Source organism: Bacillus sp. J14TS2 (assembly GCF_018333015.1).
Taxonomy (GTDB): Bacteria; Bacillota; Bacilli; order Bacillales; family Bacillaceae_C; genus Lederbergia.
In genome coordinates, this window is sequence record NZ_BORE01000001.1 from 519,568 (window position 1) to 539,434 (window position 19,867).

The 19,867-nt window shown below is 39.3% G+C and carries 19 protein-coding genes; 3 read left to right on the forward strand and 16 right to left on the reverse strand.

Going from position 1 to position 19,867, the window contains the following annotated elements; all coding sequences use genetic code 11:
- Nucleotide 1 precedes the first annotated feature (1 nt).
- The 3 genes from KI375_RS02135 to KI375_RS02145 all read right to left on the reverse strand — a co-directional run bounded on the left by KI375_RS02135 (nucleotide 2) and on the right by KI375_RS02145 (nucleotide 2,568).
- Nucleotides 2–760, reverse strand: a complete 759-nt coding sequence (locus KI375_RS02135; RefSeq protein ID WP_212971882.1) for a Cof-type HAD-IIB family hydrolase — start codon at nucleotides 758–760, stop codon at nucleotides 2–4.
- A gap of 206 nt (nucleotides 761–966) precedes the next feature.
- Nucleotides 967–1,716, reverse strand: a complete 750-nt coding sequence (locus KI375_RS02140; RefSeq protein WP_212971883.1) for a glycerophosphodiester phosphodiesterase — start codon at nucleotides 1,714–1,716, stop codon at nucleotides 967–969.
- 348 nt (nucleotides 1,717–2,064) lie between these two features.
- Nucleotides 2,065–2,568 carry an MgtC/SapB family protein gene (locus tag KI375_RS02145; protein ID WP_207446780.1) on the reverse strand — a complete coding sequence of 168 codons (504 nt, stop codon included), beginning with the start codon at nucleotides 2,566–2,568 and terminating at the stop codon, nucleotides 2,065–2,067.
- A 626-nt stretch (nucleotides 2,569–3,194) separates the two neighbouring features.
- On the opposite strand from KI375_RS02145, the gene KI375_RS02150 reads away from it, so the two are divergent.
- Complete coding sequence (locus tag KI375_RS02150; RefSeq protein WP_212971884.1) at nucleotides 3,195–4,082, forward strand: sugar phosphate isomerase/epimerase family protein; 888 nt, start codon at nucleotides 3,195–3,197, stop codon at nucleotides 4,080–4,082.
- A 384-nt stretch (nucleotides 4,083–4,466) separates the two neighbouring features.
- Here KI375_RS02150 and KI375_RS02155 read toward each other — a convergent pair whose 3' ends face one another.
- Together KI375_RS02155 and KI375_RS02160 are read right to left on the reverse strand one after the other, a co-directional pair.
- On the reverse strand, nucleotides 4,467–5,156 hold the full coding sequence (locus tag KI375_RS02155; RefSeq protein ID WP_212971885.1) for a copper homeostasis protein CutC: 690 nt from the start codon (nucleotides 5,154–5,156) through the stop codon (nucleotides 4,467–4,469).
- Between the two features lie 23 nt (nucleotides 5,157–5,179).
- A complete protein-coding gene (locus KI375_RS02160; RefSeq protein ID WP_374706793.1) occupies nucleotides 5,180–6,178 on the reverse strand; it encodes an asparaginase in 999 nt (332 codons plus the stop codon).
- 167 nt (nucleotides 6,179–6,345) lie between these two features.
- On the opposite strand from KI375_RS02160, the gene KI375_RS02165 reads away from it, so the two are divergent.
- On the forward strand, nucleotides 6,346–6,468 hold the full coding sequence (locus KI375_RS02165) for a small acid-soluble spore protein P (protein ID WP_207446786.1): 123 nt from the start codon (nucleotides 6,346–6,348) through the stop codon (nucleotides 6,466–6,468).
- Nucleotides 6,469–6,621: 153 nt separating this feature from the next.
- Here the strand turns inward: KI375_RS02165 and KI375_RS02170 are convergent, their stop codons facing one another.
- The 9 genes from KI375_RS02170 to KI375_RS02210 all read right to left on the reverse strand — a co-directional run bounded on the left by KI375_RS02170 (nucleotide 6,622) and on the right by KI375_RS02210 (nucleotide 16,515).
- Nucleotides 6,622–7,560, reverse strand: a complete 939-nt coding sequence (locus tag KI375_RS02170; protein WP_212971886.1) for an ROK family protein — start codon at nucleotides 7,558–7,560, stop codon at nucleotides 6,622–6,624.
- A gap of 220 nt (nucleotides 7,561–7,780) precedes the next feature.
- Nucleotides 7,781–9,130 (reverse strand): ABC transporter substrate-binding protein, encoded by a 1,350-nt coding sequence (locus KI375_RS02175; protein ID WP_212971887.1) that lies wholly within the window; start codon nucleotides 9,128–9,130, stop codon nucleotides 7,781–7,783.
- Nucleotides 9,131–9,226: 96 nt separating this feature from the next.
- Nucleotides 9,227–10,093 carry a Gfo/Idh/MocA family oxidoreductase gene (locus tag KI375_RS02180; protein WP_212971888.1) on the reverse strand — a complete coding sequence of 289 codons (867 nt, stop codon included), beginning with the start codon at nucleotides 10,091–10,093 and terminating at the stop codon, nucleotides 9,227–9,229.
- Nucleotides 10,090–11,145 (reverse strand): Gfo/Idh/MocA family protein, encoded by a 1,056-nt coding sequence (locus KI375_RS02185; protein ID WP_212971889.1) that lies wholly within the window; start codon nucleotides 11,143–11,145, stop codon nucleotides 10,090–10,092. Before KI375_RS02185 ends, KI375_RS02180 begins: the two co-directional genes overlap by 4 nt.
- Nucleotides 11,146–11,234: 89 nt before the next feature.
- Complete coding sequence (locus tag KI375_RS02190; RefSeq protein WP_212971890.1) at nucleotides 11,235–12,593, reverse strand: extracellular solute-binding protein; 1,359 nt, start codon at nucleotides 12,591–12,593, stop codon at nucleotides 11,235–11,237.
- 183 nt (nucleotides 12,594–12,776) lie between these two features.
- Nucleotides 12,777–13,715 (reverse strand): AraC family transcriptional regulator, encoded by a 939-nt coding sequence (locus KI375_RS02195; protein WP_212971891.1) that lies wholly within the window; start codon nucleotides 13,713–13,715, stop codon nucleotides 12,777–12,779.
- An 85-nt stretch (nucleotides 13,716–13,800) separates the two neighbouring features.
- Complete coding sequence (locus tag KI375_RS02200; protein ID WP_212971892.1) at nucleotides 13,801–15,378, reverse strand: FAD-dependent oxidoreductase; 1,578 nt, start codon at nucleotides 15,376–15,378, stop codon at nucleotides 13,801–13,803.
- Between the two features lie 76 nt (nucleotides 15,379–15,454).
- Nucleotides 15,455–16,312: a MurR/RpiR family transcriptional regulator gene (locus KI375_RS02205; protein WP_212971893.1), complete on the reverse strand. Its 858-nt coding sequence runs from the start codon at nucleotides 16,310–16,312 to the stop codon at nucleotides 15,455–15,457.
- A gap of 44 nt (nucleotides 16,313–16,356) precedes the next feature.
- Nucleotides 16,357–16,515, reverse strand: coding sequence for a hypothetical protein (locus tag KI375_RS02210; RefSeq protein WP_212972015.1), 159 nt, complete (start codon nucleotides 16,513–16,515; stop codon nucleotides 16,357–16,359).
- Between the two features lie 365 nt (nucleotides 16,516–16,880).
- Here KI375_RS02210 and KI375_RS02215 point away from each other — a divergent pair, with 365 nt between their 5' ends.
- Nucleotides 16,881–17,984 (forward strand): SGNH/GDSL hydrolase family protein, encoded by a 1,104-nt coding sequence (locus tag KI375_RS02215; protein WP_212971894.1) that lies wholly within the window; start codon nucleotides 16,881–16,883, stop codon nucleotides 17,982–17,984.
- Between the two features lie 79 nt (nucleotides 17,985–18,063).
- Here KI375_RS02215 and KI375_RS02220 read toward each other — a convergent pair whose 3' ends face one another.
- Both KI375_RS02220 and KI375_RS02225 read right to left on the reverse strand, forming a co-directional pair.
- Nucleotides 18,064–18,699, reverse strand: coding sequence for an ABC transporter permease (locus tag KI375_RS02220; protein WP_207446822.1), 636 nt, complete (start codon nucleotides 18,697–18,699; stop codon nucleotides 18,064–18,066).
- A complete protein-coding gene (locus KI375_RS02225; RefSeq protein WP_212971895.1) occupies nucleotides 18,699–19,826 on the reverse strand; it encodes an ABC transporter ATP-binding protein in 1,128 nt (375 codons plus the stop codon). The genes KI375_RS02220 and KI375_RS02225 overlap by 1 nt, the downstream gene beginning before the upstream one ends.
- Nucleotides 19,827–19,867: the final 41 nt, after the last annotated feature.

Sequence of the window (19,867 nt, forward strand, 5' to 3'; positions counted from 1 at the left end):
GTTATGCCTTTACCGGAGAGTATGATCCTAATAAATAACGCTCAATAGCTTTGGCTACACCATCTTCTTCATTCGACTCCGTCACCACATCTGCAATTTGCTTTAGCTCTTCATCCCCATTTTCCATGGCAACCCCCAGGCCTGCTGCGCGAATCAAACGTTGATCATTCAGATTATCTCCAACAGCCATCACTTGATCTATCGTGATACCTAGAAGTTCGCAAACTCTTCGTACTCCCGTTTCTTTAGAAATTCCCTTTAACGATATTTCTATATTAATAGGAGCGGAGCGTGTTATTTCTATGCTCTCTCTACTTTGTAATAATTCTCTTAATTTCTGAATCTCATCAAGATCGGCATGATGCATACCAAACTTTAACCAATCTCTCTCAAACATTTCATCCGTCCAATCTTTTTTATGTGTAAGGCTTTCTACACTATACCCCCAGAACTTTGCTCCTGCCCCCATCGCTTGTTCATGAAGCCAACGAATATCATCCCTACTGATAAAATGGCGTTCCCATAACTGACCAGGACCTTTCCATATTTCCGCACCATTCACCATAACCATCGGTGCATCAAGGGCTAAATCGTCCCAAATGGCTCCAGCAGTTTGAATACCCCGCCCGGTTGAAAAGATAACCGTTACACCTTCATCCACTGCTTTTCGAATCCATTTTCTTGTTGCTTCCGTTATTTTCTTATCATCTGTTAAAACGGTTCCATCTAAATCAAGCGCTAACAGTTTATAATTAGCCATTTAAAATTAACACTCCTTACATTTTTTCCAGCCCGCTATCATTTTCACTCTCTTACAAACAATATAAATCAATTTGATTGATTAAATCATAAAGTAAAAATAAAACAATTTCAAGACCCCTTTTACAATTTTATGGAATTTCTGCTTCCCATTTTATTTTAAAATAGAATGAGAAGCTAATATCCATCCTTACAATAGCTATAACGTTATAAGTATTTCCACTCTTTCTTCTCTACTTCTCTCAATATTTTTATTGCCTTTTCAGGGTAATCAGTAAAAATAGCGGCCACTTTTGCTGTGAAGAAATTTGACATATCTTCTTCTTTGTTAATAGTAAATACCCTCACTGGAAATCCCCTTTGTTGTGCCTCTGTGACCTGTTCACGCTCTGTCTCAGGACGATACGTGTGCAGGGCTTTTGCTCCAATTTCCGTTGCATACTCCCAAGGATTTTCGAACTTTTTCGTATATAAAATGGCGCATTCAAGCTCATTGTTCATCGAGATGACTCTTTTTAGAGAATCATGATTAAAGGAGGAGACAATGGAACGATGAATAGACTGATATTCTTCGAGTTCTTGGATCATTTTTTTCTCGATTCCCGTATCTTCTTTAACAGGGTTCTTAATTTCAATATTTAATTCTATATCAGTATCTTGAAGTAACGCCAATACTTCTCGAAAGGTGGGGATGGTTTCACCTGTAAATTCAGATGAGAACTTTGAACCAGCATCAAATGCTTTCACTTCTTCGACTGTATAATCTCTAACTTTTCCTGTTCCATTTGTAGTGCGGTCCAATGTATAGTCATGAATAACAACTAATTCATCATCCTTCGTAAGTTGAATATCCAATTCAATTCCATCGACTCCAAGTCTAACTGCCTCTTTAAAAGCAGCGATCGTATTCTCAGGATGTGTTCCAGAACTACCGCGGTGTGCAAATATTTTTGTCATCAATATAAACTCCTTTATTGAGGATGTTCAAAAAGTCCGGTAAACATGACACTTCGAGATAAAGGATCTTCGACTAAGTACCGACACATCCTGTGTCGAACGTCGAAGTCACCACATCCTGTGGAAGTTCGTTGGCTCGCTTTTCCGCTCCTCATGTACCTACTGACGTACATTCCGGTGCTCAAAGCTTCGCCGCCTCGAACTTTCGACGTACAGGATGTACTAGTGTCGGTGTTGCTACAGGACGTCAGCGTTTTTAACCGACTCGGTCCTTTTTATCCTCCTTTTTGAACACGCACTTATTTGAGAATATTCCATTTTTATCTTATATGACTTAACTCTCTTTGACTATGATTCAATATCAATTTCTCCTTCCTTATGACTTTCTAGTTTATTCTTTTCTAATAAAAGCCCCACATTTGTAATCAAAAAGGAAACGACAACAGCACAAATGACAATTGCATAAAAGCCTGCCCCTATTCCTATGCCAACACCTCCAGCAAATAAAATCATAGCTGCTGAGGTGAGTCCAATCACTTTAAGCCCATCCTTCAAGATCATTCCTGCGCCCAAAAACCCTAGGCCAGAAACAATTTGAGCGGCCAAACGCATCGGATCCATCATTTTCCCACTATTATGTTCACTTAGCATATCAGCACTTTGGATAGAAATAATCGTAATCAATGTGCAAGCTACACAGACATATGTATACGTCTTGATCCCAGCAGGTTTGCTTTTAAATGATCGATCTAAGCCAATTAAAAAGCCAAGAACAGCACTAATTACAACACGCACAAACATCTCTTGATGACCCTGAATGTATTCTTCAAATAAATAATGTAAAAATGACATACTATTCCTCCCATTGTCTAGTCAGTGTTCCTAATCAAATTAAAATACCTGCCATGCAAGAGGGAGAATGTTCATTTAAAACCGACATGGTCCACTCATTCATCCTTGAGGTTTTAAAAAAGGCTAATGTTGATCCACTAGATAGAAAGCCCATGAAAAACAGGGCGTTCTAAATGGATTTTGCAGATGGCCTGACAATCAGTTTGTATGGAAAGAAGTGCAGTAGGACGATTAAAGAAAAGAAAAAACCCTTAAAAAAACTTAATAGACTTTAATGCTGAAATGGAGTCCATTAAACTTTTTTAAGGGTTCTCTTCTTCTCTACCCGAAATATTAACAAAAGATGATTTGCACACTCCACAATCTGGTTGCGCTTTCAATATATTATATAGATACAGCCTTTCCCTGTCAATCACTTTTTAATTTTTCAATGGAATTACTTTCCACCAACCCATTAGACATCTCCCAATGTTTGCAGTAGAATGAAGGCGCATCCTAAGTTGTTTTTATTCTGTTCCCAACATGGATACCTATTCCACGACTGGATAAAAAAATTATAAGTAAATTTGCCGTTGGAAGAATCATGCGTAACACTATATTTACAATAAAGGTAGGATGATAAATTTATGAGATTATCAACAACAACCCATATTTTTGGAACCAGACTTGATGGAAGCTATCCTTCTTATAAGGATTCATTTAAAAGATGTGTGGATATTGGTTTCAACGTGTTAGATATCCACTTTTGCCAAGCAATCAATGGGAGAACAGAATTAGTGAAGGAAAATTGGCAAGAGGTCATCGAGGATGTACGAAATGAAGCTGATAAAATAGGTGTCGAATTTACCCAGTCACATCCTGTGTTTATCAAAGGGCATATTAAGAATTATAAAGAGGATTTCCAAGCACATTACCAGGAAATGATGAGACGTTCGATTATCGCCAGTTCGATTCTTGGTGTTAAATGGGCAGTATTGCATCCTTTAGAGGATCGAGAAAAATCCCCATTTGATGTGGAAGCCAACATTCAGGCAAATATGGAGATGCATGATTTTGCTATAGAACTTGCAATGAGGCATAATGTCGGGATTGCCTATGAAAATATGATTGAAGGACCAAAAACAAAACGTCGTTTTTGCAGCGAAGCAGGGGAATTAGCCACTTTAGTTGACGCCTATCAGGATTCTCGCATTGGAGCTTGCTGGGATTTTGGGCATGCTAATTTTCTTTATCAGGATCAAAGACCGGCACTTCGAACTCTTGGGAAACGTTTAAAAGCCACCCATGTCAATGATAATGATGGAGCAGGTGATGATCATCTGTTTCCCTTTCATGGAACAGTCGATTGGCATCGACTCTTACCTGTTTTAAGAGAAATTGGTTATGAAGGGGATTTCACCTATGAAACCCATAAAGAAACCATTCGACTACCAGATCATCTACGGGATCAAATCGCTAAAACAGGCTATGATATTGGAAAGTATTGTCTTTCTCTTATTGATGGCGAGAACTAGGAGAGTCACTTTATTACAGTCGGAAAAATCCCTATCCATCCGTAAATCCGCCCTTTGTAAAGGACATTTTACTAGCTGGAGTAGGGATTTTTCTATTTTGGCTTTATTAAGAGGGGCGCTACGAACTCCTTTTACCTGATTTATTGCTTTTTGCGTAGCGCCGCTCTACGAACCTTTTCTCACTGATTTTCTACTCTTTTGGGTGCGTAGCACACCCTACGAACCTTTTCTCATTGATTTTCTGCCTTTTCGAGTGTGTAGCATCATTTTCGGATGTAGCCATCTGATCGCTGCAACTGCTTTTGCTTTGAATTCCGGCTTCGGGAACAGCAAGCTGGCTTTAATTTCCCAGACATAAACAAAATTAAAATCCGCTCAAAGGTATTATTTTAATACCTTGTGGAGTATGCTCATTTTTTCTCTATCAAAGGTGTTTACGAAGGAGTCATCCACTCTTACACCCTTGCCAAAGTGGAATTGGGAAGCATCAACTTGTGCGTGTATTTCTTCAATATTATCAGGATGCAGGCCTCCACCTAATAAAATATCAGGCCCATTTTGTTTCTTTGAAAGCTGAACTAATGATTGTAATGCTTTAATCCCTTCCGAACACGAAGACTTTCCGCCAGATGTTAAGATCCGTTTTACATGTTCTTTATATGGAACTAATGCTTCATACGCCTCTGTCAATGAGTTAACTTCGTCAAAGGCCCGATGAAAAGTGATATCTAAGTCTGGGTGTGCATGAATGATAGACTCAATAAACGGCAAATTCAGCGTATGATCAGGTTGAATAGCTCCGATCACGATTCCCTTTACCCCCACATCATACAAGTACTTTATATCCTCCAGCATCACTTTTAATTCATTATCCGAATATATATGGCTATAGCCATGAGGACGAACCATAACTTGAACTGGAATGGAAACATGATCGAGTACACTTTTTACCACACCGTAACTTGGAGTTAAACCACCCTCTTCTATTCCAGAAACAAGCTCCAGTCGGTCAACAGCCAGTTCCTCGGCCTTTATTGCATCGACAAAATTTTGCACAATCACTTCAATTTGCACGAATATTACCTCCTGCATTTATTTTACAGTGAAAACACTGTTTCTACTTTTCCCACTTCTTCGCCTGCATCATTTTTGACCACAGCTGGTCGTAATGCCTTCAAAGATGCAATTGTATTTTTATTTCTGTAGCCGATTTGCTCCAAGATGGAGGCCAGAATATTCGGCCATACTTCTTCTGAACCACTTAATACCTTTAATGAAAAAGCTATTCTTTCCTTTTTTAAACCAAAACAGTAGACACCTTGTGCTCCACCTTTTGCTACGATATTAGAGTCTCTTAACAAAACAGAACAGACAAAATGCTCAGAAGCGACAATATCGGGGTTTTCATTCATTAATTTCGTCATTTGGATCACGGCATCTCTGATTTCTTTGCCTCCAATTAAATCTGGACAGGCAAGCTTTAAATATGTAATTGCCATGTTCTTAAGTGGAATAGCAAAGACTGGAACACCACAGCCGTCTACACCTGTTTTTATTTTGTCTTGGGAAATCTCAGCCAGACTTGAAAGAATGGCCACAATTTTTTGCTGAAGCGGGTGATCCATTTGCCAATAACCTTCAAGGGGGTAACCGAGCACTCGACATACTGCAAGAAAACCTAAATGTTTCCCAGCACAATTATGGTATAGTCTTCTCTTTTCTTGTCCATTTCGAATCATTTCATCTCTTGGCTCTGAATTTAGAGCAAGCGATGCTGCACAATACAAATCCCTTTCTGCTACTGGTATTTTCCCCAGCAATGACTCCAAAGCTGCTATATGGTAAGACTCTCCACGCTGAGATGCTGTAAACAAGGTAGCTTCTTCGTCTGTTAGCTGATATTTTTCCTTCACACCTGTCATAAAAGCTGGAATAGCCTGAATCGGTTTAGCAGCAGAACGATAGTAGACATATTGTTCTATATCGCCCACTTGATACAGCGTTTCAAATTGATCACTAACTCCACAGATCAACCCGTCATGAATATTTTCAAGTAATCCAGCTCTTGTTTCTTCTATTAATGAACTCATCATGATGACTTCCTCCCTTATGCAACGATTTGCTGACTAAATTATACACGTTTCTACGCTCTTCATCATTCTTTACTGAATTTTAAGAGAGAATGCTTATTTTTGATAATTTAAGCCTCATATGGAAATTATAATGTTAGGATTTCAATGAAATTCGATTGGAGGTAAGCATAATGGCGAAAAGTCAACGTAAAGACAATGCCAATCGTTCAGGACAGCCTGAACCTTTAAACGGCTCTAAAAAAGTGAAAAATAAAAACCATTCCCGTCAAAATCATGCAGGGAAGGGTATGTAGCAAGCTCTTTGAAAGAGGATGGGACAAAAAAGATAGTGCATAGTTCGTTTTTGGAACTTGGCGTTTTTAGTTATGTCCCAACCTCTTTCCCACGATTAGTCAAGTAAAAGTTAAAAGAGAATCAAGGATTTTTCAAGGTCATAATCCCAATCATTATGCTTTTTCGTTATATAACCATGCTTGCATGGCAGCACCAATCAAACCTGACTCATTCTCAAGCTCGGAAATTTTAATTTCCACATTATCTACCAATGATCGCATTCCCATCGTGTTGATTTCCTCTTGGACCAAATCAATGATCCATTGTCCCTCATTCATTACGCCTCCACCTAATACGACTACTTGAGGATTGAATAAGTGAATAAGATTAACTATGCCATAGCTAAGTCCATGAATCATGGTCTGAATCACCTGCTTAGCAAGCGGGTCCTTTTGTCGATAAAGCGTAAACACATCACGACTTGTTACATCAGTAGAGAGCCCCCGCTCTTGCCGGGCCTTCTGCATTCTTTTACCTATCCATGTTCCTGAAGCGTATGTTTCTAAACACCCCTTCAGTCCGCAATTACAGGTTTCCCCATTTATATCAATTGACATATGGCCAAGCTCGGCACCTCCACCCCACACGCCTCTAAGTAGCTCGCCGTTTGAGAGAATGCCCCCGCCAATTCCTGTACCAAGGGCAAGGCATATCACCTCTCTGTGACCTTTTGCTGCACCGAAAACGGATTCAGCTAAAGCCAGTACATTTACATCATTGTCTACAAACACAGGTAAATCTGTATATGCGGCAATGTCCTTCCGGAGATTGACTCCATTCCAATCTTTAATATTCGGTGTTCCTGAGATCACCTTTCCTTCATAAAAATGAACTTGTCCAGCCGTCCCAATTCCTATTCCATCAAGTTTGATTTTGTGAGAATCAGCCCACTCTATTAATTCCAAAATAATTGTCTTTAATAAAATGAGGATTTCCTCTTTTCCCATCTCTGGGGTCGGGACTGTTTTTTTAAAAAGAACTTCTCCCTCGCTGCCAACAATTCCTGCAGCCACTTTCGTACCACCAATATCTAGACCGATTCCATAAACCATTTATTACACTTCCTATCTTTTCAAATCAATAATTTGACCAAAGACCAACTCCGTTTTTTTCTAGATCATAAATATTATTGTATCATTTCCCAGCCGCAAAACGATAGGCCATTTTGATTGTGAAAATCCCCTATAGAATATGTCAGGAAAATTAAACAACATGATAATATAAATGGAAATCCCCCTATCTCAAGAACCTTGAGATAAGGGGATTACTAAATTACTTTTGTGACATAGCCTCCTGTATCTTTCCAGTGGATTCTTCTTCAAGCTCACGCATAAGTGTATTTACATCAATATCAGTCTCTGCTAGCTTTTTTAAAGCTCCACCAATATCGACGAAAATATCCCACCTACTTTGCATCTCTTCATATAGAGCCGGTTCCCCTGTAAACCATGCATTCCGATTTTTATTATTATAATACTGATTATTTGCCGCATATTGTTCAAGGATAGCCGGATCACTAAGCACACTGGCTGATGATCCATTTTGCACCATCTCTAATTGGTTTTCTGGAGAAATATACTCTAATAAAACTTGAAAGGCCTCATCCTTATGTTCACTGTAATTCGCGATGATCATCGGCGATGACCCTAAATATGGAGTTATATTTGGGGCCTCTGGCCAGATAGGCGCTGGTAAGAGATCCATATTCTCTTGGGTTTCAAGGTCACCCATTCCCTCATTCAGGAACAAATTGGAAGCAAGCGACATTGCTGCTCTCTTTTCACAAAAGAGACACGAGCCTTCTGTTTCTGGATCATAAATATCAGGAATATTATAGAAGGTATCCATCATATTAAAATATTCCCTGAATTCTGGTCGTTCATCAAATAGAAACTCCCCTGTTTTAGGATCAGTCATATTGATCGCAAACTCCTTTAACGGCATTTGAGCAGCGGCTGCTGTATTACCCCAAGCAAACTCAAAGCCGACATAACTTACACCATTTCTTTCACCTGTCATTTGTTTTGCTATTGTAAATACTTCTTCCCAAGTCATATTTTTATTTGGGTCAGGATATTCTACTCCAAATAAATCAAATATTTCTTTATTATAATAAAGAGCAACATGTGAAGAACCATCTGGCAAACCAATCATTCTCCCCTCTTCATCTAGTGAACGGATATAAGCTACAAGTGAGGGACGCAGCGTATCTATATTTAATCCGTGTTTAGCAGCTAAATCATCAATCGGTTCAATCACATCTAATTCTTTGACTGGCGCCATATCATTGTACTGAATAATAATATCAGGTTTTACATTATTGGCATAAATTTCTTGAAGAGACTCCAAAGTATTTTCATAAGCTACATATTCAATCTCAATATTTTTTAATTTTTTATCAATATGATCAAACCTGTCATGAAAGGATTCTTCTCCAAAGGCATAAGCAATTTTGATTGTTACAGGGTCCTTATCCTCTGCAGATACGTCAGACGTATCTGATTTAACTGTTTTTTCTTTGGAATTGGTCCCTGATTGATTAGAACAGGCTGTAATAAACGCTGTAAAGAATATGAAGATAAACAATACGATCCCACTTTTTCTAAACCTAAATATTTTCATGTAATGACCCCACCTCTTCACATCACTCGATTTTTAAATTCTTTCTAATGCGAGGGTTCACGACAGTTCAACCCCTCTTGATGATGTATGCCAAAGCTAAAATTCTTCATCCGTCGATTGAACACCAATCCAAGTATCTCTTTTTCCCAGTGCAGTTTTTCCAGCATCCAACAAGGCCATCACTTCCAATGTCTCCTCGGACGTAACAGGAGAATCCCTTGTCTCAAAGAAAGTGAGGATGGAATCTACTAATTTAGGAAACATATCAGAACATTGGGAAATCCATACGCCCTTGCCATCACCGAATTGTAAATGGGTTTGAAAATCTGCATGTTGCATTTGTGAGAGCGAAGCCTGTCTACCATTTTTGTATTCAATATGAAGCAAATTGGCATGTTTCGTTGACAAGCTTTTCAAACGTTTGGCCCCGATTCCCAGCAATGAAACAATCATTTCAAATTGATGCACGGCATAGTTTTTAAAAATACCCGGTCCAATAGTCGCCACGTATTCTAGTTCCTTTTTGGTATTTTTATAATCGAATAATTCCGTGGAGAACCGCAAGGCTGAGCTAGAAAATAAAGGTGTACCATATTGCCTAGCGAGTTCAAACATCCGCTTCCCTGTTTCTAAATCCGGAGAAAAGGTTTTATCCATATAAACAGGCTTTCCGGACATTAGCGGAATTTGTCCCAATTGTTCATGGTGTTCTGGATGATCTGGTGACAGAATAATGAGGTAATCCGATTTCGCCACGACCTCCTCAATCGAATTTAGTGCTTGTACCTGCTGCTTTTCACACCAGCTTTCTGTATCCAATCCACCTTCAAGATCCATCGCTGCCCATGCATACGCAACTTCTATATCTCGCCCTGTTTCTTTCGCATTTTCCCTGATCCAAGTTGGATAATTGTTCGCATGCCATTCATCAAGATAAAAGTCGATAAAGCCAACCTTTTTCATAAAAAAATCTCTCTCCCTTTTTCTGATGATGTATATAAAGCCTCCATCACTTCTGAGGTGACAAGTACATTGTCTATATTTGATCGGCTTTTCACGTTGCTCATAGCCGATTGAATAAACCCATCAATCTCTTCATAGAACATATCCGCTTTGGAATAAGAGGGATTCGTTTCATACAAGACACCATCTTTGGCAGAATACACGCTAAAATCTCCGCCGTATTGCCATTTGATACCGGCCTTATCACCAAGAAATTCAACAAACGTTGCTGATTCTCCGATATTTTGTGCCCATGCTCCATTTAAACTGATAGTGGGTCCAGATGTCCGTATCAAACCTGTGACAAAATCGTCGACATTATAGGTTCCATTATAATCAGGCGGACCCGCCCACATATTGATATAGGTGTAATCCTTCATATTCTTCGCCAATTCACTGTGGGCAGTTCCAGATACGGTACGTATTTCTGGTTGGCCTAAACTATAAAAAATCAAATCAAGATAATGTACCCCCCAATCAATTAAGACGCCGCCACCCGACTTGGCCTTTGTTGTAAACGGTCCGCCAAGCCCCGGGATAGAGCGATGGGCTCGAAAAGAACAATAAACATGATACACTTTACCGAGTTCCCTATTATCAATCATATCCTTAATCTTATTGACCGCCGTGTTATAACGGTTGACAACACCAATATTCAAAATCAGGTTATTTCGGTCAGCAGCCGATTTCATTTCATTCACTTGATCCATGTTTATAGCAGCAGGTTTTTCACATAACACATGCTTCCCTGCATCCAGGCACGCGATGGCAATTTCTGCATGTGTATCATTTGGTGTGCAAACCGATATCGCCTCGATTTCCTCATCATTTAGAATGTCCCTGAAATTTTCCGCCGTATGAGGTACGTTGAATCTCTCTGCCAACCTTTCGGCACGCTCAAGCCGAATATCTACAAGATATTTAATTTCTGTCCGCTCATTTTCAACGTAAGCCTTTATATGGTTTGGTGCTATTGTTCCACAGCCAATCACTGCTACTTTCATTTTCTTCATTACTGAAAACCCCCATCTTTTGCTAATACATTCAGCTAGAGTTCCCCATAACTAAATGTGAAAAACGAGCACTTCACTTTTTTAATACTCTATTGTTGAGCTTTTATCTCTTCCACAATCCCTGCATACTCCTCCCCCATTTCACGAATATATGTAACAACATCTTGATCAGATGTCAAAAACTCTTCCCCTTTATTGTTCATAAAATCGAAAAATGGCTCATCATATCTTGAATAAGGTGGTAACTCTGCTAATGTTTGTGTAAAAGGTGCCGTTGAATTGAATGTCTGATCCAAATCCTTTGTGCTATTTGCTGTAAATTGTTCGAATGCAGTTTGATTTTCAATAACAGGAGGACTTCCTGCTTTTGATAAGTGTATTTGCCCCTCCTCTGATGCCAAAAAAGCAACAACCGACCAAGCTGCATCCTTATGTTCACTATGTTTTGTGATATTTAAGGGTAATGCTCCCCACGTCGGAGCGATATCAGGAAGTTCCTCCCATGTCGGGACAGTGACCATATCAAAATTAAAGCCTTCTTCTCTTGTCAACAATTCAAACCAAGGAGCGTTCAAAATACTCATAGCAATATTACGTGGACCATCATGAAATCCATCCAGCGTATCATTTGTGTTAACGATATTCGGAATATTACGGTACTTATCTAACAGGTCAAAAAACTTCTTCGTATTTGGATCATTAGCAAATAAAATCTCACCTGTCTCTGCATCTGTTCCACCAACACTTAATTGCATAAAAGGCATTGCTCCTGGGTCAATCGCTAGTCCACGATATTGAATACCATTTCTCTCCTGCGTTAACCGACCCGCTATTTCCAATACTTCATTCCAAGTCAACCCATCTTCAGGATAAGGTTCACCGAATAAATCAAAGATATCTTTGTTATAGAACATTGTTCGAACATTATTTTCTACAGGTAATCCATATAAATGCCCTTCACCAGTAGGGTCACCTGCACGTAAGTTTTCAATGATCCCTTTCTGAAAAATGCCTAAGTCAAATCCGGATTTTTCAATATAGTCATCAATCGGTTCTAAAAAATCAAGCGTTTTCACTAAATCTGCCCTTGGTTTTCCAATATGAATATCAGGCATTATCCGTTTAGCAAATAGTTCCTGTAATTGTTCCTCACTATCACCTCCGCTAATTAGTTCTAAAGTGATTTCAGGAAATATCTCCTCTATCTTTTCTTTATATCTTATTCTAAAAGTCTCATCGTCTATCCAAATCATCATTTTTAGTGTCACAGGGGCTCCATTATAAGTCCATGGATCAAGTCCACTTTCAGTATCTCCCATCTTTTCTCCTTGTGCTTCTTCTGAATTGACTTTTTCCCTACCTTTATCCGACGAACAACCGAAAATCATTATTATACTAAGAACAAATATCATTCCTAATAAATACCAATTCCTTATTTCCGTATTCACCAGCTTCATCCCCCATAACATTTTCTAGGCATCACTGACAACCCAAGTATCACCAGTAAACTGAATTAAAAAATTAATCAGATAATTCTTTACGCACCACCTTATTTGTATACAATATTATCCTTACATCTATCTGTATGCTGTATGGTATTTCTATCATAGCAAAGCTCAGTCATGGAGGGTTTATCCCTTTTTGATGTTGTATTGTTCCTTTTTTGCACTTCCTAATAAAGTTTGGTATTCGGTTGGAGATACACCAAAGTTTTTTCGAAAAGCCTTGCTAAATGAATGGATGGATTGATATTGAAGTTTTTCTGCTACCTGTGTCACATTCCACTCTCCACTTTTCAGCCATTCAACAGCCTTATCAAATCGTTTACGGTTATAATACTCTTGAATCGTTACCCCTATTTCCTTAGCAAATATTCTGGAAAGATACGAATAATTATAGTGTAGCTGACTTGCAATTTCTTTAAGATCGCCAATTTGGAGGAGATTAGAATCGATATAATTGATCATTCGGTAGATAATTTGTTCCGTCTTATTGCTGATCATATGAGGATCATAATCAATAGAAAAGCTCTTCTGGAAATTCCGATAGATCATGACGATAATTTGCCGCAAATACATCCCCATCATATGGGTAGAATATTGATCTAAACTAATCAATTCTTTAAAAATATGAATAAAAGGAAGGTCAATACTAAGATGGTCTCGTACTATAGATTGTTGTTCCTTATCAAACATCTTTTTAATAAGAAAAAGCGGATCATTTTCATCCATCCCTTTCGAAAAACCAAATCCCATATAAAAAAAGCGGAATGGATCCATTTCATCCGCTTTGCCACTATGAAGCTGTTCCGGTACATTTAAAATAATATCTCCCTCTCGGACCGGATAACTCTTGTTATTCACTGTAAAAACTCCTGTTCCAGAAACAATATAGCTAATTTCATAACAAAGTTGCTTATGCTCTCGAATAACATATCCCCCTTTGCAACTTAAATCACCAATTTGATATAAGACAATTGACTCAAATGGCTGTGGATTAATAAAATAATCATGGTCAAAATGAAAGTTGGTCTTATTTTTAGAAATTGTTTCAAAATCCTCCTTTTGCAAGCTTCCCCTCTCCCTTTAGCCTCCCACACGTCAATAGGTACGAGGTGAGAGGCTTAGTATGTTTTAAGTAGTGGCAAATCAAACGTCATACAGAACCAATGGTTGGCCATTCAAGTTCAATCCCCTCACGTACGAGGAACAGCTGAAAGTCATTTAATAACTTTTTGTCATTTCGTACTTGACGGGGGATTAGATCATTTTTCAAACAATAAGCAGCCAAATATCCACTCACTTCTCCAATATTCCACTCAACGGGATGCAAGCGATAACATCCATTGGTAATATGAGTGACGCCTAAATTCTTACAGGCCGGTAACAAATTGTTGATTCTAACAGGAATAAGGCTTCCTAGTGGGATTTGAAATGGAAGACTGGAAATATCAATAAAGGAACGAAGTGCTGTGCTCGGATGGAGATCGATACGATAACTGCCAATTCCGACACTATCCTTAAAAACATCTGCAACGTCTTCATCCCTTACAGCTGTGCTAACATGCTGTTCAAGAACGGTAAACTCAGCCTTGATTCTTCGTGATTCTCGTATATAAGGAAACATCGCCAATCCATCTTCAGTTCCCACTACATCTGGTCGTAAACGTAACCCTGGATAACCTTGTTTCCCATCAGGGCGAGGTGCCTCCGTTTGCATCCAATATAGTAGTGAGAGGCTCAGTTGTTTAGCACCTTCCATATGCTTTTTCCTTTCTTCCTCACTTACATCAATAATCGAACCTAGCCAATAATCATTTTGCGGCCAATTAATAAGGGAGATATCACTGTCATACAGACCTTCCGAAAAATTAGAATGATCAATTAATCTTCTGTATTCCCAGAGAGAAAACTTATTCTCTTCTTTAAAAAATCCATATGTAATCGGATCTAAAGTAATGGGACTCACACCTGTCCAATTAAGTTGTTTATTCGGCCAAAACGGAGCCTGATATTGCTCCCAAAAATCATAAGCTTTTGGCTTGGGAATCGTGAAATTTTCTCCCTCCACATAATCGATAGAAAAGCAGTGAGTAATAGCTTGCATATCCATTGGATCAGCCTCTCCCACTAAGGCATGGGGTTCACCAGTTTCCTTTTGAGATTCAGCACCTGTCACATACTCAACCTCAGCCAACGGTAAAACATCCCCCATATCTGTTGCATCTAAAAAATAATCAGCGGTAAGTACAAAGTTCTTACTAGTGTAAGTGTTCTCAACCTCAATTGCCGACACAGTATCTCCATCTGTTTCCGCAGACTTTATCTTGGTTTCTTCCATAATCGTCAGTTTCCCACTATGAAGATAGGGTGCTAGCATATCCCTTAGAACAGCTAGCGCTACCCGTGGTTCATGTGAAACGCGGCTCACGCTCGCATTTCCAGGATTCAAAATGGATATTTTTCTTGCCTCTTCACTTAACGGAAAATGATGGCGATAATACTGGCGCACATTTTCTCGAAAGCTGCGATAACTACGTGTACACCCAAACTGTTCAATCCAACGATGTTCATCTGGTGGTACAGCTTGGTTTGTCAGCTGACCGCCAATCCATTTCGTCTCCTCTGTCATGATAACTCTACATCCCCATTTGCACGCCGCTAAAGCGGCTGCACAACCACCTAAACTGCCACCGACTATAACGATATCCGCTGATAATTCTTGTTTAGCCATTAAAAGGGCTCCTTTCCAGCTTGAAATCTAATTTCCATAAGGTCGATATAACGGTCATAGTAGGCAAAATTCCTGATCAATATAATTTATTTGATACCGCCTTAGCTGTTTTCTTTAAAGCCTTTATAGCTCGATCCTTTTCTTGTATTTCGATGTATCTTGTCAATATATCCAAGACATGCATTTGTGAAATTGAAGATGAAAAGGCCCCGCCGTGCAATGGACTTTCCTTTGTCGAGGTGAGCAATACGATATCCCCGAATTTTGTAATAGGCGATTTGAAATGCTTCGTAATACAAATAATAAAAGCACCGTTCTCTTTAGCAATTTTTAAAGCGTCAACAAGATCCTTTGTACTCCCTGATGTGGAGATTCCAATAATCACCTCTCCTTTTTTTGCCAATGCACTATTCATGGCGATAATATGGGAGTCTGTTGCTGATTCTGCATTAAATCCAATTCTCATAAATCGGTATTGTGCTTGTTGGGCCATCAAGCCAGATGCCCCTACTCCGAAGAGATAGAGCTTATTAGATTGAATAATTTCCTTTCCTGCTTGCTCAAACTCGCTCTGCTGAATCGTTTTCAATGTATTCTGGATGGTTGCAATATTTTCAGCGGTTATCTTTTGAGCTAATACCTCTAAACTATCTGATTCCGTAATTTCACCGAATTCCTGGCTATTGGTTTCTACTTTGTTTTGGGCAACTGCGAGTTTAAAATCTTGGTATCCCTTGTATCCCAATTTCCTACAAAATCGAATGACGGTTGTCTCCCCCACATTCGCGTATTCGGCTAAATCGGACACAGACCAATATACCGAATCATTCATGCGTGTTTTTAGCAGATCTGCCACTTTCTGCTCTGATTTTGTTAGGGAATGATAGATACTTGAAATCATGACTTCTGGGTGAATAGTTTGGGGTGTTTTCATCAAGGTAATCTCTCTTTCTATATGTTTTTTACGATCTTATTCTCTTACTTTAACAAACCAGTTTTTGCAGCTTCAACTGCTCGTGCAAAATCTTGAGTAATCAGTTGTGGTCTTGCAATAGCAGAACTAACCACAACAGCATGTGCACCTAATTGGGGAACCTTTGCTGCTTCATCAGGAGTTATTTCTCTCCCAGCTGTCAGTTATTATCCATTATCATTATAAGAAAAATACAAGCGCCCATTTGAAAGGTTAAGTTCACCATCGTGTGGCAATACCATTCTCTAGGCGCTGGGGAGGTATATACAAGTAATTATCACTATTTTGCAACAAAACCGGAACATTCCTCCTTTTTTGTGTATTTTCGTGGAATTAATCTCCATTCTATCATCTTTCTGTTTTTTGTAAAGTGCCTATTTTCAAAATATACCTTGAATTTACGGGACTCCAATAGGTGTGAACAATGTCCCTATTTTTCGCTGTACCTTCAATAGGAAAAGCAGGAATTTTCCAATCCACCCAGAATACTGTTTAATAACATCATTTTCAGAGGAAGAGAGGGTGGCAAATGAGCGGGAATAAACAAACAATTCAAGTCGAAAAATTAGATAACCATATGAAAGCCAATTCAATAAATGGTGGCTCCCTCCAATGGCATGATCCGAAACAGTCTCCGTTTAAAATTAGTGGTTTCGCTTGGCTTAAGGAGGAGCAAGGATTTCGGAGACTACCTAAGCAACCTAGATATGAAGTAACCGAGGCGGTTGATATTTTAGCTAATTGTACCGCAGGGGGTCAGTTACGCTTTCGAACCAATTCTCAAAAGTTAGCTGTAAAGGTTACGTTACAAGGAAAAGCCAACATGTTTCATATGCCGGCCACTGGACAATGTGGATTTGACTGCTATATAGGAGAACCAGGGGAACAGCGTTTTGCAGGAGTGACAAAATATGATCATACTCAAGAGCAATATGAAGTAACCTTATTCGAGAGGCAGGAAGAGGATTCAGTCCTAATCACCCTCAATTTTCCACTTTATCAAGGGGTGAAGGAATTATCGATCGGCCTTCAACCTGGGGCAACCATCCAATCTCCTCCAGCATATAAAAGCAGGAAGAGATTGATTTTCTATGGAACATCTATTCTTCAAGGAGGTTGTGCTTCTCGTCCAGGTATGGCATACACGAATATATTAAGTAGAAAGTTTAATCGAGAGTTTATTAATCTTGGTTTCTCAGGGAATGGAAAAGGAGAAGCCAATATGGCCAAGCTTATTCGGGAAATCGAAGATCCTGCCTGCCTTGTATTAGACTATGAGCCAAATTGTGTGAGCACTGCCTTATATAAAGAAACCTTGCCAAGATTTATTCAGTTGTATCGGGAAGCTCATTCGGAAATTCCTATTTTGGTCATCTCTAAATATCCATATGCCCACGAAATTGTGAACTCCACCTTACGAAAAGATCGATTGGAGCGCCGTTCTTTCCAGCAACAACTTGTTCAAGACTTACAAAGAGCGGGCGATCAGCACCTTTATTTTTATGACGGGACTGACATTCTTGGGGAAAATGCTCATGAAAAAACGGTAGATGGCTCCCATGCGACAGATTTAGGCTTTATAAGCATGGCAGAAAAACTGACACCCGTTTTCCAGGAAATCTTGAGCGAATAGCTTAGCTGATGAGAGGGCGCTCTTTCTGTTTAGGCAAAAGTAAAGCAGGATCTCTTCACTGAGATCCTGCTCAACTCTGTTACGATTTTAATCCTTTTGGTGTTACCTTGTCTTCCAGCTTTTTCAATAGGAAATCAAAGACAATCGCTAGAATGGCTGCTGGGATGGCTCCGGATAAAATTAGGTTTTTATCCATTACATTCAATCCGCGGATGATTAAATCACCTAGACCACCTGCACCGATGAAGGTCGCTAAGGCAGCCACACCAATGGTTAATACTGTCGCTGTCCGAATCCCTGCCATTAAAATGGGCAAGGTCAAAGGCAGCTCTACCATAAATAAAATCTGTCTGGAGGTCATTCCCATTCCCTTTCCGGCATCAACCAGGGACTTATCAACACCGATAATCCCAGTATAGGTGTTTCTGAGGATTGGTAGAAGGGCATATAACGTTAGGGCAATAATAGCAGGGACTTTTCCGATCCCTAATAATGGGAGCATAAAGCCTAGCAACGCTAAGCTGGGAACGGTTTGAATAACGGCCGCTATCCCAATCACAAACTCAGCCACCTTTTTATTTCTCGTCAAAACAATGCCGAGTGGCACGGCGATGGCGATGGCAATAATCATCGCAACCCCAGCCAAAAATAGATGTTCTTGAAAGGCGACCCAGATGGCATCTTTCCTTTTAATAAATGTTTCGATTAGTTCCATCAGTCATTCCCTCCATTTCCGTTCATATCAGCTAGACCACGAATCATACTTGATCTTGTGACAAGTCCAACCAACTTCCCATCATCTACTACCGGAATAGCACTCGAATGACTCTCGGTAAATATTTCTGCTACGTCTGTTAGAATCGCATCAGGCGTTAATGTTCTGACATTTGGCTTCATAATATCGGAGACAATTAAATCTTCATTTTGATAATTCTCTTTTAAGGATTCAAGAGTCGCAACCCCGTAAAATTGTTTCGCTTTATCTGTTATAAATAAATTATCTACACGTTTTTCTCTCATTATATGAAGAGCGGAAGCAAGGCCTCGGTTTGGTGAAGCTGTTACGACTTCTGTATACATCATATCGCTTGCTGTCGGCAACGTGATTCCTTGGTTTAGGCGTTCTTCTCCAATAAATCCTTTGACAAAGTCATTGGCTGGACGTCTCAGTATTCTCTCCGGAGTATCTACTTGAACAACTTCTCCATCTTTCATAATGACAATTCGATTGGCAATTTTAATTGCTTCATCCATATCATGTGTTACGAAGACAATCGTCTTCTTAATTTCTTCTTGAAGATTGATAATATCATCTTGAAGCTGCTCACGACTAATCGGATCCAATGCACTAAATGGCTCATCCATCAAGATGATATCGGGTTCCGCTGCTAAAGCCCGAATAACACCAATTCTCTGCTGCTGTCCACCACTTAATTCGGATGGATAGCGCTTTTTAAAGGTAGAGGGGTCTAAGCCAACAAGATCTAATAATTCATCGACTCGTTTCTTTGTTTTTTCCACATCTGCCTTTTTCAACTTCGGCACAAGGGAGATATTTTGCTCAATTGTCATATGTGGAAACAAGCCAATCTGCTGAATCACGTAGCCAATATTTCTGCGTAATTCAACTGGATCTGCTTTCGCTGTATCTTCTCCATTAATTAATATTCTACCTGCAGAAGGCTCCGTTAACCGATTGATCATTCTCATTGTAGTCGTTTTTCCACAACCACTCGGTCCAATTAATGTAACTAGTTCTCCCTTTTCAACCTCTAAATTAATATTTTTTATTGCAACAAAGCCATCTTTATATTGCTTTTTTACATTTTCAAATTTTATCATAGGAGTCCTCCTCTTCTGTTCTACCGATTTTCACTATTCCA

Bases quoted from the DNA above. Each gene is read 5' to 3' on its own strand.
- KI375_RS02215 (WP_212971894.1), top strand. From the start codon at position 16,881: ATGAGCGGGAATAAACAAACAATTCAAGTCGAAAAATTAGATAACCAT.
- KI375_RS02170 (WP_212971886.1), bottom strand. From the start codon at position 7,560: ATGGTTTATGGAATCGGTCTAGATATTGGTGGTACGAAAGTGGCTGCA.
- KI375_RS02140 (WP_212971883.1), bottom strand. From the start codon at position 1,716: ATGACAAAAATATTTGCACACCGCGGTAGTTCTGGAACACATCCTGAG.
- KI375_RS02225 (WP_212971895.1), bottom strand. From the start codon at position 19,826: ATGATAAAATTTGAAAATGTAAAAAAGCAATATAAAGATGGCTTTGTT.
- KI375_RS02205 (WP_212971893.1), bottom strand. From the start codon at position 16,312: ATGAAAACACCCCAAACTATTCACCCAGAAGTCATGATTTCAAGTATC.
- KI375_RS02150 (WP_212971884.1), top strand. From the start codon at position 3,195: ATGAGATTATCAACAACAACCCATATTTTTGGAACCAGACTTGATGGA.
- KI375_RS02185 (WP_212971889.1), bottom strand. From the start codon at position 11,145: ATGAAGAAAATGAAAGTAGCAGTGATTGGCTGTGGAACAATAGCACCA.
- KI375_RS02180 (WP_212971888.1), bottom strand. From the start codon at position 10,093: ATGAAAAAGGTTGGCTTTATCGACTTTTATCTTGATGAATGGCATGCG.
- KI375_RS02135 (WP_212971882.1), bottom strand. From the start codon at position 760: ATGGCTAATTATAAACTGTTAGCGCTTGATTTAGATGGAACCGTTTTA.
- KI375_RS02200 (WP_212971892.1), bottom strand. From the start codon at position 15,378: ATGGCTAAACAAGAATTATCAGCGGATATCGTTATAGTCGGTGGCAGT.
- KI375_RS02145 (WP_207446780.1), bottom strand. From the start codon at position 2,568: ATGTCATTTTTACATTATTTATTTGAAGAATACATTCAGGGTCATCAA.
- KI375_RS02165 (WP_207446786.1), top strand. From the start codon at position 6,346: ATGGCGAAAAGTCAACGTAAAGACAATGCCAATCGTTCAGGACAGCCT.
- KI375_RS02175 (WP_212971887.1), bottom strand. From the start codon at position 9,130: ATGAAAATATTTAGGTTTAGAAAAAGTGGGATCGTATTGTTTATCTTC.
- KI375_RS02220 (WP_207446822.1), bottom strand. From the start codon at position 18,699: ATGGAACTAATCGAAACATTTATTAAAAGGAAAGATGCCATCTGGGTC.